Source organism: Sulfuricella sp. (genome assembly GCA_041651995.1).
In the GTDB taxonomy this organism is placed as follows: Bacteria; Pseudomonadota; Gammaproteobacteria; order Burkholderiales; family Sulfuricellaceae; genus Sulfurimicrobium.
Map to the genome: position 1 here is coordinate 134,839 of JBAZID010000001.1, position 13,784 is coordinate 148,622.

Sequence of the window (13,784 nt, forward strand, 5' to 3'; positions counted from 1 at the left end):
ATTTCGGGCTAAAGCCCGACCTACGATTTACATGCTGATATCTCTTTGTGAACTCTGTGTTCTCTGTGGCTATCCGCTTTTTCCAGGATAAATGCTCCTCATGCCCCCCCTTCATACCTGGCTGCTTATGCCGATCACCCTGTTGTCGCTGTCCTGGATGGGTGAGGCCGAGGCGGACATCTACGCATTCACCGACGATCAAGGGGTGCCTCATTTCAGCAATATGCCGGATGACCGGCGTTACACCCTGCTGATGCGAACGGAATCTGACACGCCATCGCTTGCGCCGCAAGTCAGAACCCGAAATGCGCACCGGCGCAATAATGGCAATCTGTATGCGAGGGAGATCAGCCATGCGGCTTCATCCAGCCAGCTTGATTCTGCGCTTCTGCATGCAGTGATCACGGTGGAATCCGGCTACAACCCTCGCGCTGTGTCCGGCAAGGGTGCCATGGGGCTGATGCAGCTCATGCCGGCTACGGCCAGGCGTTATGGCGCGCTTGACCCTTATGACCCGGCACAAAATATCCGCGCCGGCGCTCTATACCTGCGCGACCTGCTTGCGCTTTTCAACAACGATATTCAGCTTGCTCTTGCGGCCTACAATGCGGGCGAGAACAACGTGATCAAGTATGGCAATCGTATTCCCCCCTTCCGCGAAACGGCCGCTTATGTTCCCAGGGTGATGGCGTTTTACCAGCAGTACCGGCGCGCCTTCCCCGGCTGAGAGGCAGGCTGGAATGTAATGGGTTGCGCTTGCTGGTTTATCCTGAAAACCTCAGTTCAAGCCACAGAGCTCACAGAGAGCACAGAGAAGTCAGGGGCTTGTCCACGTTTGCCAGTCCCACCCGCCGGGTGAGCCGCAAACAAGATGTAACAGGCCGATTTCTCTCTGCGAACTCTGTGAGCTCTGTGGCTATCTGCTTTTTCCAGGTTTATATCGCTGCCGGGCAGGTGACGGCCTTGACGATACGATTCTGCTGACCCGGAGCCACAGGGCTATGTGCCGTGAAGTAATCCTGCATGGAGTCCAGATCCAATGCGCCACCGAGTTGATCGAGGCCCAGGTTGAACACGCTGAAATTATCGCCGCCGCTGGCCAGGAAGGAATTCATCGTCACCCGGTAACTGGCCAGCTTGTCGATGGCCACGCCATTAAGCTTGACACTGCCGTCACAGACGAAATGCCCGCCTTTTTGCGCGGCGAAATTGGCCGCCGTGGTGTCGAAAGTATGCTGGTAGCCAAACCCGCCGGACACTTGCAGAATGCGTGAATAAGGCTGGATGGCGCCCCACTGCTGCTCCAGCAGATCATAAATCTGCTGCCCGGTAAGGGTCTTGGTCACCAGCGAATTGCCGAACGGCTGCACGGTGAAGGCCTCACCATAAGTCACCACGCCATCGCCCTCGCCAGCGGCGCTGGCAGGGTAGGAAAAGTCAGCGCGCAGACCACCCGGATTCATGAAGGCAATCACCGCGCCACCCAGTTCCGCGGGGGCTGTGGATTCCAGTTGGGCGTCGGCAATCACGTCGCCCAAAGCCGATTCGCCACCGGCGTTCATGGTACGAGTGATGGCGGCGGTGATGTTGCCCAGGGCCTGGTTCGCGATAGGTGCGGCAAGCGCTGCATAGTTGCTTACCAGGGTGGTCAGGCTATCCACTGGCGTCACAACACCCGGGGTACGATCAACGATCAGGTTGCTGGCATTCACTTCGATCACATCGCGGGTTGCGGTGTTCAGGGTCAGCTCAATTTCGCTGACCAGCCGGCCATAGTTGCCCGCGCTGGTAACCGGGATGGCTCGACCGGCGCTGTTGGGCAGGTTGCACAGATAGGCCTGATGGGTGTGGCCGCTGATTACCAGATCCACCGCGTTGTCCAGGCGGCTGACAATATCGGCGATGGGTCCGGAAATGCCGGGGCAGTTTGTGTAATTGCCGGTAGTTACGCCGCCTTCATGTATCAGCACCACCACGGCTTTGACACCCCTGGCTTCAAGCCGTGGAATGAGTGCGTTGACGGTATCGGCCTCGTCCCTGAACTCCAGAGTGGAAATGCCGCTGGGCGTGACGATGCTGGGCGTGCCTTTCAGTGTCATGCCGATGAAAGCGACCTTGTTGCCCTTGAAATTCTTGATGCCGTAGGCAGGAAAAAGGGTTTCGCCATCGGATTTTTCGACCACGTTTGCAGCCAGGAAGTTGAATTTTGCTCCTTCAAATGGGTACGGTGTGCCGACCAGCTCACCTTTGCAGGAATTGATGTCTGTGGGATGGCAGCCGCCATTCTGCATGCGCAGCAGCTCGTCACGGCCTTCGTCGAATTCATGGTTGCCCACGGCATTGAAGTCCAGCCCCAGGATGTTCATGCCCTCGATGGTGGGTTCGTCATGGAACAATGCAGAAGTCAGGGGGGAAGCGCCAATCAGGTCACCGGCGGAGACGGTAACGCTGTTGGGGGATTTGGCCCGGATATTCCGGACATAGGCCGCGAGGTAGTCGATACCGCCGGAAGGGAGAGCGACATTGGAGGTGTTTCTATAGGTGCCGGGGCTTTGCAGGTTGCCGTGAAAATCGTTAAAAGCGGCGATGGTTACCAACATCGTGTTGCCTACATCGGAACGGGCTGCTGCCTGCATCAGCCTGGAGCGTTCCTGTTCCGTGATCAGCCTGCTCCATTGCCAATGCCGGCTCTGCCTCGACAGTGTGGCGACGAATTCACCGTGGCTACCCCAGTTAGCGCCTTCAGCGATGCTATCCACAATCAGATCGTTAAGGCAGGAGCCGGCGACGGGTTTGTTGACCACGCCGCTATTGATGGCACCCGTGAATACGGTGCCACGTTCATCCATGCAGGTGGCGTGTGCGTTGGCATTGAAGGCCAGCAGCAGCGCGATGGCCAAAGGTTTGATGACATGGTGCATGAATTTCTCCTGAATTTGATCTGCATTTGATGGACCGTATGCAACCCGGCCGGCGTAATGAATTATTACGAAGCAATATGTCAGGCACTCGATGGCACCGCTGCGTTTGAATGAGTCGTTAGGACTATAGAGCCCGGGCCATGGAGCGGACTTCCCTGCGTATGCCCCTATTTCCCGGGACTCAGATCAATGGCATGGCGGGTCATGCCAGAAAGCCAATTTGCGGCAGTCTTGAAGGTGTAGTTACCCGGCGCACCCTGTGCAAGAGAAACATTCGCCGGTCAGGTGGTGGCGATAGGCTGATTGCCTGCGCCGACGCTGGAAAGTGATCGTCATGGTCCGAAATACCCGGCCAGCTGAATCCTTCTGTCACATGGTTTGGATAAGCTGGCTTCGCAGTAACGCGCTGTTGCTCGCCGGGCTGGGGTTGGTTGGCTTCGCCACGCACCGCCGTCATTGATTTTCACATCCACTGGAGAACCCGTCTTATGAAATCGTATCTTCTCACCGGCCTTGCCGCCGCTTTGTGTTTTTCGCTCGTCGCGCCTGTCGGCGCGAATGGCGTGGTTAGCTCACCCGGCCTTGAGCAATCGTTCGCGTTGATCGGCGACGTGCCTTATGGTGTCGCGGCCGAAGCCAAGTTCGACAATGTAATCGACAGCATCAACCATGCGCCGCGTGTGCGTTTTGTGGTGCATACCGGCGACGTCAAGGCGGGCAGCGAGCGCTGCGACGACGAGCTGCTGCAAAAGCGCTACAACCAGTTCCAGAAGCTGGATGACGGCGTCATCGTCACGCCCGGCGACAACGACTGGACCGATTGTCATCGCACCAATAACGGCGGGTATCTGCCGACCGAGCGGCTTGCCAAGTTCCGCGAAATCTTCTATCCGCTTCATGGACTCAGCAGCGGCCAGCATCGCTTCCGCGTCCGCACGCAGGCGAACATGGCCGGTTACGGCGACTACGTTGAAAATACAATGTGGAGCTTTAACGGGGCGATGATGGCGACTGTCCACGTGGTCGGCAGCAACAACGGACTCGACCCCTGGAACCAGATCGATTCGAGCGACAGCTACGACACACCGCGACCCGACCGCTTGGCCGAAGTCACAGCGCGCGAGACCGCCGCGCTGGCCTGGATCGACGAAGTGTTCGCGCAGGCACAAGCGCACCGCAGCGCCGGCGTGATGATCGCAATGCAGGCCAACATGAATCTCGACCTGCTCACGACTGATCGGAAGCGGCAAGGTTTCAACAAGGTGATCGACCGCATCACGCAGCATGCCATCGCTTTCGGCAAGCCGGTGCTGGTGGCGCACGGCGACACCCACTACTTCCGCCTCGACAAGCCCTACAGCGCGCCGATCCTGCCCACGGGCATGGCAATGGTGGAGAACCTCTCACGCGTGGAAAATTTTGGCGCGCAGGACATGCATTGGGTGGAGGTCTTTGTCAACCCGCGCGATCTCAACGTGTTTCACATTGAATCGCGGATTGTTCGGGACAATTTGTTCACGCGCTAATTCTCGTGTGAACTAAAATTGGCGTGGCACGTGTCCCCGAAGGGGGCACCTTGCCACCGCAATTATCCCCAGGGCACTTCGCCCCCGAAAAACGTGGCTGTACAGGGCCTGGTTTATTAATCCTAAAATTCAGATCAATCACCACGGAGGGCACGGAAAATACGGAGAAGCGGGGTAAGCAGGGATGGGCGACTTGTCGCCCAACTCGCAAAGGCAATTTGCTGTCTTCCGGGCACTCACCCGATGGGTGAAATGCCCAATATTCCGCAATACCTTGTTTTGACTCCGTGTTCTCCGTGCACTCCGTGGCCAACCGCTTTTTCCAGCTTAATCTCAGCCGAAATGACCGGCCACGCTCCACCTAAATCCGCGATTACGTTCGTCCAAGATAAGTGATCGCCATGGGCCGAAATACTCGGCCAGCTGAATCCTCCTGTCACATTGTCTGGTTAAGCTGGCTTCGCAGTTCAGGCTCGGATCACGATGCCACTGCTTTAATTTCCAACTTGTCACTTGTTAATGTTGTTTAAGGAGTTTTCAAATGAATCACATGTTCATGCGTTCCGCACTTGCCGTTGCTTTGGCTTCGGCGTTTTCCGCCAATGTCGCACTGGCAGACGACGATTTCGACGGTTTTGCTTACAAGAAAGATTTCGGCGCCATGGTGGAGCACCTGCTACACGCACAATCCGAGAAGCTGTTCGGTTTCGACCAGCCGTTGCAGGAATCCGCACCCGCCACCACCGGTGCCTACCGGACGCTGGAACAGAAAGCCATGGATCAGGTGCTGGTGGCCAAAGGCTTGAAGGTGGAATACCTGACTCGCAACGCTGCGAACAGCACTGACATGATGGCGTTTTTCCCCGCAGAAAAACCTACCCATCTGATTTCCTGTATCGAAGGCAGCCGTGCCGAGGTGGTTCCAGGCAAATACAATCCATCCGTTCAGAGTATCAATCTCGCGACCGGGCAAGTTGAAACGATCCTGCGCGGCATGAGCGGTTGCGACGGCATCCGTACCACACCATGGGGCACGATTCTTGCCACTGAAGAAAAAACCGATGGCGGCGCCTATGAAATCCTCAACCCGCTCAACGTGACCAATCAGACCGTGCTTGACCGCAGTACTGGCGCTGTAACCGACCCGGCGAACATCGTCAAGCGTACCGCCTTGCCGGCCATGGCCTGGGAAGGTTTGGCAGTTTTGCCGAGCGGTGTCGTGATAGCCGGTGATGAGCTGCGCCCCGGCACTGCCGCTGCGGATGTCGATGGCGGCGCCATTTTCAAATTCGTGCCCCTGACGCCCCGTACCGGCAATGATAAAATCGGCAATCTGGCCGACTCGCCCCTGGCCTTTGGTTCCGTTTATGCGATGCAGGTTTCATGCGTGAACAATAAACAGCAGATTGGTCAGGGATGCGAAATCGGCAATGCCGCCTGGGTGCCTGTCAATGCAGCGACTGCACGGATCGATGCTGACCTGAATGGCGCTACCGGTTTCTATCGCCCTGAAGACCTGCATCAGGATCCGATGTATGCCGATGCCGCCAATCCGGAAGCAGTCCGTGTCTGCTGGACCAACACCGGTAACGAAGGCGCCGTCAATTACGCTGAAGTGGTGTGCGGCGTGGACAACGAGCCCTTGATTGCCGATAGCGCCAGGCGCACGGTGGTGGTGAACCGTCTTGTTGAAGGGGATGCCGATTTCAATTCCTTCGACAATCTGGATTTCCAGCCCAAGACCGGCAATCTGTACGTGATCGAGGACCACTCCAATGGCGATATCTTTGCTTGTCTGCCAGATGGTGCTGACCGCGACATCAAGGCGGATGGTTGCGTGAAAATGCTGTCAGTGAAGGATTCCAGCGCTGAGCCAACCGGCTTCATCTTCTCTGCCGATGGTTCGACGGCTTACGTATCGATTCAGCACTCCAACGATACCAACATGCCGAAAGTTGATGATTATGGTACCGACGACATCATCAAAATCAGCGGCTTCAAGGTCAAGAAATAAGCCTGGAAACCTCAGTTCGATAACCACGGAGGGCACGGAGAACACGGAGAAGCGGGGTAAGCAGGGATGGGCGACATGTCGCCCAACTCGCAAAGGCAGTTTGCGGTCATTTATGGCCTCACCCATCGGGTGAATGCCAAACATCATGCAATCTATGGTTTTTGCTCCGTGTTCTCCGTGAACTCCGTGGTTAACTGCTTTTTATGGGATAAATCGGGGTTAAAAACGGGAGTCGTGCTTAAGTCATCCTGTTGGTAAGTGTTGTACCGAAAAGGCCGCTATTGCGGCCTTTTCCATTGGATAAACCTGAGTGGCGCCTGGCCGTTCACCATTCGCTGAAAAGCGTGCCATCGCGAGCGTTGCCAGGGGCGCCGCTTCTGACATCGTAAACGCCCCCCTTTACAGGGTCGTCCGGTGCAATGGCAATCCAGCTGGTGGCATTACCGGCTATGGGGTCGTCCGGAATGGCGCGGATATATTTCCTGGCGACCAGGTCTTCCAGCGTTGCCGGATATTTGCCCGTGTCGCCATAAAATTTGTCGAGCGCATCGCGCATTATGTTCAGATCCTGCCTGAGCACGGCTTCCCTGGATTTTTCAATGCTGTGAAAGTAACGGGGCGTTGCAATGGACAGCAGGGTGGCGATAATCGCCATGACTACCAGCAACTCGATCAGCGTGAACCCTTCGTCCTTGCGTGCTTGCAATCCGGAGCAAACGTGGAAGAAATGGCCTTTACCATTCTTGATGGGGGATGCCATTGAGTCCTCTTTCCGTGCTCAGGGAATAGATATCGAAAACGTCGTTGCCTTCCTGGGGATTATCCGGGCTGCTTGCATAGCTTCGCTTGCCCCAGGTTTCTGCTGCGGGGATGTTGGGATCGTTGAACATCGGATCACGCGGAATGCGGCGCAGAAAATAGATTTTTGCCTTGACTGGGCTTTGCTTATCCTCCACGCCGTCGGCCAGCGATCCCAGTGTCCTGGGGTAACCGGAGTCATCGGCCGACCTGGCGATACGTCCTTCGACAGCGGCTTTTTTGTACCCATCAATCGCGTTCCGGATCATGATCAGCGCCGACCTGAGTTCCTGCTCCTTGTTGCGTTGCACGGTCAGCTCGATCAACGGCATGATGCCGGAAGCGAGCACTGCGACAATGGCCACCGTAACCACCAGTTCGATCAGCGTAAAGCCGGGGGTCAGGATTCCTGATGGATGTCCGCAGCGGTGGCGAGCCATATCAATCCTCGTCAAACTTTTTCGTATCCTCCGGCACGGCCACGGGCTGCACTGCCGGGGAAGGCGTTTTTACCGGCGGAATGCCGGGCATTGCGGAATGTGCGGGGGCCAGCTCCGTGGTTGGCTCAGGCGCCGGCTGGGGTTCCTGCTGGGCGGCAGAGCGTTGTCCTGGCGACACGGAAAATGCGCCCACCGGCCTGATGGCCAGAGCTGGCGCACCGGCAAATGCTTCCGTTCCGGAGGAAAATTCCATGGCTGCGGCATCGGGCTGAACCAGGTTCTTGACGATGCGTGGCGTGATCAGCAGGACGATTTCAGTTTTGCTTCCATTGCTCAGCCGGCTCGAAAACAGGTGGCCCAGAACGGGAATATCTCCAAGCCCCGGCACCTTGCTTGAGCTGGCCCGGTCTTCGTCATTGATGAGCCCGGCAAGCGCCTGGGTTTCGCCGTCCCTCAAGCGCAAGGTGGTGGAAGCATTGCGGGTGCCGAGCTGGTAGGTCAGCGTCCCGGTGCTGCTCTTGATTTGCTGCACGATATTGCTGACCTCCAGGCTGACCTTCATCGCCACGTCGTTATCAAGGTAAATCCGGGGCTCGACTTCAAGCTTGAGGCCGACATCCAGATAGGTGACGGATTCCGCCACGCCCACGTTGGCGGTGGCGGTGGTGGTGATGACCGGGACCCGGTCGCCGATATGGATTTTTGCTTTCTCGCGGTTGCGCACGCGGATTCTCGGGTTGGCGAGCAGGTTGGTGTCGCTGTCTTCGCCGCGCAGGTTGAGGACGGGGTTCGGAATGCCGATCTGGCTGCTGTTCAGGTTGCTCAGGTTGTCGACGGTAAGCTGCCCCGCGTTGAGCGTGGAGTTCGTGATATTGCCGTAGGCCGTTGCCGTGGTGGTGGTTAGAGCAGGTGCCACGACGGTGAATTTGTTGGGCCATTGCAGCCCCAGCTCGGTCAGCTTGGAGCGCTTCACTTCCAGTATTTCCACTTCGAGGACGACCTCGGGTTCGGCCCTGTCATGCAGCGCAACCAGTTTCTCGGCCAGGCGGATGGCATGGGGGGTGTCCCGCATTACCAGCAAGTTGAGATTCTCGTCGATGGAAATGTCGCGCGTTTTCAGCACCGTCTTGATTTCGCTCATCATCTGTTTCGGGTCCGCATTCGTCAGGTAGAAGCTCTTGATGATGAGCTCCTGGTAGTCCTTGACCTTGGCGGGCGTGTTCGGGTAAATCAGTATGGTGTTGTCGTTGAGCACACTTTTCTGCAGCTGGTTGGTGACGAGCAGCATATTGACGACATCTTCAACAGAGGAATTGCGGATCATGATGGTGGCCTTCAGGTCGGGCTTCACGTCCTTGTCGAAAACAAAATTGATGGCCGCGGTGCGGGAAATGACTTCGAAAATGCTCTTCAGATTGACATCCCGGAACTCGATTGTGATCGGTTTTTTGAAACTGGAATTCAGCCCCGAGGAGGCGCTTCTGTCTTGCCTGGTTTTTTCATCAATTTTTCGCTTCATTTCCAGTGCGCCGGGGTTGGCCCGGTCTTCTCCGAGAATGGCGCTGACCAGTCTCTCCGCGGCAGCCGTATCGCCGGCCTTGAACAGGCCTTCCGCCTTGGTCCCCATCGCAACACGGCGTTTTCCGCTTTCGATGGCCTTCAATCCGTCGCTGGCGCGCTGGTTGCCATCCTCGAATTTCATTGCCTGAAGATACCCAGCCTCCGCTTCACTGAAGCGGCCGGCGGCCCGTGCGTTGTCACCCTGGGTAAGCAGGTTCTGGATGTAAAGCTGGCGCTGCCGGTAGAGTTGGGTGCGGAATTCGATGTTGCCCGGATTTTCCTTGAGGGCGGTTTCCAGCTGCGACAACCCCTCCTCGGTCCGGCCTTCCGCCAGCAGCGATTTGCCTTCACGAAAGGCGCGTTCTCCGGCGCATCCCGCAAGGGAAAAAATCAAAAGCAGAAGCGCCAGGCGCCTGACGGTCATGTTAATGCAGGGTTTCAATTAAATGCTCCAATCGGGAATGTCTGTTGCATGTTCAGCGGCAGATAAGTCAGTGTCATCACGGGGGGGAGGATGCTCTCTACACGGTAGGTTCCTTCGATCACGTCACCCTCCCTGACGACCAGGTTGCGCTCCTGTTTGCCCAGGAACACCAGCGCTTTGCCGTCTTCCAGCATTTTCCCCAGATAGACGAAGGGAACCGGAGGGGGAGAAGGCGGGGCGGGCGGCGCGGGCTTGGGTGAAGGCGGCGGGATATACCAGGATGTTTTTGTGAAAATGTCGCTGGCATCTTCCGGCGAGCTTGTCCGCGTCAGCTTTTCCAGTTGCAATTCGGAGGCATCCACGCGGCTTCGTTTATCGCGATTTTTTTCCTGGGACAGTTTCTTTACCGGTACGGCCGATTGGTCTTCCTCATTTTCATCGGGCGCCCAGAAGGCCGATGCCGTGCTGATTGCAAGCAGGCCCAGCAGCACCGCCCAGCGTTTTTTTTGCGACCCGTTCATGCTTCCCCGCCAAGAAAAAGCGTCAGTTTTATCACCGCATTGACCACCGGCAAATCGATTGTTTCGCGCTTGAAGCTGATATCGTCGAGCGACAGGGCAGGAACCTCGGCCAGAAGCAAGGCCAGGAAACGCCGGATCTGCACGTGGCTGCCTCTGATCGGCAAAGTGATCTGGTAGCGCTGGATGTTGCCTGTTTCCAGGCTCGTCAGCTTGTACACACCGCTTTCAAGCGCGATATGCTGCTGATCCGCGGCCGCATAGATTTTTGCCAGCCACTCGTCGCTACGGTTCAACGATGGAAACTGACTGTAGAAAGCCTTGAGTTGCATTTCTCCCGTAGGGGCAGGCAGCACTTCCTTGCGCCGGGATTGCGCGAGTTCGCGGCGTAGCTGCAGCTTTGCCGATTCAAGTGCTTCAAGCTGTTTTTGCATCGGCAACACCGTTGCCGCATAGAAGACCGGGCTGCCCAGCAAAATGGCCAAACCAAGCATGCCCGCCCAGCCGGACCGGCGCAGGAAATGCTTTGCCGCAAGAATGGCGGCATTCATCATCTGGTTACCCACTTGGCTGACAGGCTGAAGCGCACAGGTTTGTCCGGGTCCTGCAATTTTATTTCATGGCCGCTCAAGACAATTTTCGCCAGCGTTTCCTGGCCTCGCAGCTGGGAAAGGTAATCCAGCATGGCTTCCATATTCCTGGCTTCTCCGCTGATATTGAGCATCTGTTTGCGAATGTCCGGCTGTATTGAGAGCAGTGCCACATCCTTGTGTGCGGTAGATTCAAGCGCCATAAAAAGCTTGTCCCATGGCATATTGAGCTGCCGGATGATCTCGTTGGCATGTTTGACCTCTGCCGCCAGCTGGGTGACGTCCATGGTGCTTTGTGGTTGTGCTTCTGGCGCACCTTGCCGGCGCAGCTCCGCAGTTTGTTGCCTGACCTGGAGCAGTGCCTTGTCAGCCACGGCATAGGCCAGTGCCACGGCAATGCCTGCGCCAATTCCGCCCAACAGCAGCAAGATGCCGATGTTTTTGCGCACAAACGCATCACGCTTGAAATCCAGTGTCAGTATTGGGGCTGCCATGCTCAGGCGCTCGCGGCCATGACAAAAGGAGTTCCGGTGTGCCAGTCGAGGCCGGCTTCCAGGGAGGGGCCAAGCAGCTGGAATTTTGTTTGAGTGATTGCGGAAAGGCTGGCTGTGGTAAGCCCCGGAGCGTACAGGAGTGTTTTGTCCTGTTGCTCGCTCAGGCCGGCCAGCTGTTTTTCGCGCTCGAGCACGGTCACCAGTGCGGCCGGGGTAGTGTCCGCCTTGAGTGATCGGCTGTGGACACTGCGCCACGCGCCATTCTCCAGGCGCATGATACATGCGCGCTCCGGTTCGGCTACGGCGAACCAGACATTCCCTTGCGCCAGTTCTTTACGCGCACGGTTGTAGGCAGCCATCAGATAGGGCTGTAGCGAACGCAGCCGGACAGTGTGCTTATGGCAGCATGCCGTGAGCGAATTCAGCAGCCCGGGATGCATGCCGCATGCGAGGTTTTCCGTGCCGGCCTTCCCCTCGGCAATGCGTATTTCCCATTCGCTACAGTCACCATATACAGCGGCCAGCTTGTGGCGCGCAAAAGACCGTTGCTCTTCCGCGCTGGAGATGTCTTCATTCCAGGGTAGTAATTGAAAGCGGGCAAAGCCGTTGGAAAACACCACGCTGGCATCCGCGCGCTGCCACTCCGGCTTGTTCAGCAGGCCATCCAGCGCCGTCAGCGCGCCGCTCCATGGCGCCGCGCCGGCAACGGGCTGGCATGCCACTACGGTTTTTGCCGTCAGCCGTGGCTTCAGGCCCCTGCCGTAGCGCAGCAGCGCGACATGCGAGGGGCTCAGGCCGATATGAATCTGGTCACGCCACAAAGGTGACACGGTTTATCTCCTGCAAGGTGGTTTCTCCGGTGGCCACCAGGTCCAGCGCGGCATCCCGCAGGAAGCGCGTGCCGTTGCGGCGCGCGGCTTCCTTGAGATGGCGGATGGGCTCCCGGGCAACGATCATTTCACGGATTTCGTCATTGAGATTGAGTAGTTCCCCGATCGCCCTGCGCCCCTTGTATCCCGAGCCGCGGCATTGACCGCAACCCTTGCCCGCCTTGAAGCGGTAAGAAGTCAGTTCCGCATCGGCAAGGCCTGAAAGCGCCAGCAATTCCTCATCCGGCTGCACCGGCTCGGCGCAGTGGGGGCAGTTCATCCTGACCAGCCGCTGCGCCAGAATGCCGTTCATGGCGGCAACAAAGTTGTATGGGTCCACGCCCATGTGGAGAAAGCGGCCGATCACGTCGAATACGTTGTTGGCGTGCACGGTGGTAAAGACCAGGTGGCCGGTCAGTGCGGCCTGAACGGCGATCTGGGCGGTTTCCGAGTCGCGGATTTCGCCGACCATGATTTTGTCCGGGTCGTGGCGCAGGATGGAACGCAGTCCGCGCGCAAAGGTGAGGCCTTTCTTTTCGTTAACGGGAATCTGGAGCACCCCCGGAAGCTGGTATTCGACCGGGTCCTCGATGGTGATGATCTTGTCGAGGCCGTGGTTGATTTCGGAAATGGCGGCATAGATCGTGGTGGTTTTTCCGCTGCCGGTCGGGCCCGTTACCAGGATCATGCCGTAAGGCTCGTTGCACAGGCGCCGCAGGCGCGTCAGCGAATCGCTGTCGAAGCCGATATAGTCGAGGCGCAAGCCGCGCATATGGTCGGACAGCGCTTCCTTGTCGAGTATCCGCAGCACCGCGTCCTCGCCGAAGATGCTGGGCATGATGGAAACCCGGCAGTCAACGTCCCGTCCCTGGGCCGAAACCTTGAAGCGCCCATCCTGGGGGGTCCGCCGCTCCGAGATGTCCAGCTCCGACATGACCTTGATGCGGGAAATGACCTGTTCGGCGAGATCGCTTCCGGCGATCTCGCCCACTGTCGCCAGAACCCCGTCGATGCGGTACCGGATGGCCAGGCCGGTGGGGGTTTTTTCCAGATGGATGTCGCTGGTGCCCATTTTCAGCGCGTCGTAGAGCGTCGAGCGCACCAGTTTGACGACCGGGCTGGTGTCTTCGCTGATCGCCTTGAGGGAGAGGTCTTCGATGCCGCTGCGGTCGCCGGTTTCCTTGCTCTCTTCGCCCAGTACGCCATCCATCGCCCGCAGCGAATCCTCCTGCCGGGACAGATAGGCGGCAAGATCGGCGTGGTGGGCAAGGTATCCAGTAAAAGGCGCGCGGATGGTTTCTTCAACCCAGTCCTGTACGGCCTGGTTGTAAGGGTCGCCGATCGCAAGCAGCAATTTTCCTTCAGGGTCGCGAAAGGCGATGCAATCCTTTTGCTGCGCCAGCGTGAAGGGCAGGATGTCAAAAGCCGGAGTCAGGCGATGCAGATCATCCATGCCCAGCACTGGGTAATTCAGCGTCCGGGCCAGCACTTCAACAAATTCATGCGGCGCCAGGCCGGTCTTCTCTTCCAGGATTTCAACCATGCGCAGACTGGTGCGGGCGGCGTCGATCCTCGCTTCGCGCAATAGCGAAGAGGTGATTCTCAGCACAGGTTTGCTCGCCACGGCGAC

General features: G+C 57.7%; 12 protein-coding genes. 3 read left to right on the forward strand and 9 right to left on the reverse strand.

What is annotated here, in order from left to right; all coding sequences use genetic code 11:
• The first annotated feature begins 100 nt into the window (after positions 1–100).
• Positions 101–727: a lytic transglycosylase domain-containing protein gene (locus WC392_00565; GenBank protein MFA5240847.1), complete on the forward strand. Its 627-nt coding sequence runs from the start codon at positions 101–103 to the stop codon at positions 725–727.
• A 208-nt stretch (positions 728–935) separates the two neighbouring features.
• On the opposite strand, the gene WC392_00570 is transcribed toward WC392_00565, so the two are convergent.
• Complete coding sequence (locus WC392_00570) at positions 936–2,921, reverse strand: bifunctional metallophosphatase/5'-nucleotidase (GenBank protein ID MFA5240848.1); 1,986 nt, start codon at positions 2,919–2,921, stop codon at positions 936–938.
• Between the two features lie 488 nt (positions 2,922–3,409).
• Here WC392_00570 and WC392_00575 point away from each other — a divergent pair, with 488 nt between their 5' ends.
• Together WC392_00575 and WC392_00580 are read left to right on the forward strand one after the other, a co-directional pair.
• Entirely contained in the window at positions 3,410–4,447 is a 1,038-nt protein-coding gene (locus WC392_00575) for a metallophosphoesterase (protein MFA5240849.1), read from the forward strand.
• Between the two features lie 541 nt (positions 4,448–4,988).
• Positions 4,989–6,461, forward strand: a complete 1,473-nt coding sequence (locus tag WC392_00580; GenBank protein ID MFA5240850.1) for an alkaline phosphatase PhoX — start codon at positions 4,989–4,991, stop codon at positions 6,459–6,461.
• A gap of 325 nt (positions 6,462–6,786) precedes the next feature.
• Here the strand turns inward: WC392_00580 and WC392_00585 are convergent, their stop codons facing one another.
• The 8 genes from WC392_00585 to WC392_00620 are packed head-to-tail and all read right to left on the reverse strand — an operon-like array spanning position 6,787 to position 13,778.
• Positions 6,787–7,221 (reverse strand): type II secretion system protein, encoded by a 435-nt coding sequence (locus WC392_00585; GenBank protein ID MFA5240851.1) that lies wholly within the window; start codon positions 7,219–7,221, stop codon positions 6,787–6,789.
• Complete coding sequence (locus tag WC392_00590; GenBank protein ID MFA5240852.1) at positions 7,196–7,699, reverse strand: type II secretion system protein; 504 nt, start codon at positions 7,697–7,699, stop codon at positions 7,196–7,198. Before WC392_00590 ends, WC392_00585 begins: the two co-directional genes overlap by 26 nt.
• Before the next feature lies 1 nt (position 7,700).
• Positions 7,701–9,701: a secretin N-terminal domain-containing protein gene (locus WC392_00595; GenBank protein ID MFA5240853.1), complete on the reverse strand. Its 2,001-nt coding sequence runs from the start codon at positions 9,699–9,701 to the stop codon at positions 7,701–7,703.
• Complete coding sequence (locus tag WC392_00600) at positions 9,698–10,204, reverse strand: hypothetical protein (protein ID MFA5240854.1); 507 nt, start codon at positions 10,202–10,204, stop codon at positions 9,698–9,700. The genes WC392_00595 and WC392_00600 overlap by 4 nt, the downstream gene beginning before the upstream one ends.
• The gene (locus WC392_00605) at positions 10,201–10,755 is read right to left on the reverse strand and encodes a hypothetical protein (GenBank protein ID MFA5240855.1); all 555 of its coding nucleotides are present in this window, start codon (positions 10,753–10,755) and stop codon (positions 10,201–10,203) included. Before WC392_00605 ends, WC392_00600 begins: the two co-directional genes overlap by 4 nt.
• Positions 10,752–11,285, reverse strand: a complete 534-nt coding sequence (locus WC392_00610; protein MFA5240856.1) for a PilN domain-containing protein — start codon at positions 11,283–11,285, stop codon at positions 10,752–10,754. Before WC392_00610 ends, WC392_00605 begins: the two co-directional genes overlap by 4 nt.
• A gap of 2 nt (positions 11,286–11,287) precedes the next feature.
• A complete protein-coding gene (locus WC392_00615; GenBank protein MFA5240857.1) occupies positions 11,288–12,115 on the reverse strand; it encodes a hypothetical protein in 828 nt (275 codons plus the stop codon).
• Positions 12,096–13,778: a GspE/PulE family protein gene (locus WC392_00620; GenBank protein MFA5240858.1), complete on the reverse strand. Its 1,683-nt coding sequence runs from the start codon at positions 13,776–13,778 to the stop codon at positions 12,096–12,098. Before WC392_00620 ends, WC392_00615 begins: the two co-directional genes overlap by 20 nt.
• Positions 13,779–13,784 lie beyond the last annotated feature (6 nt).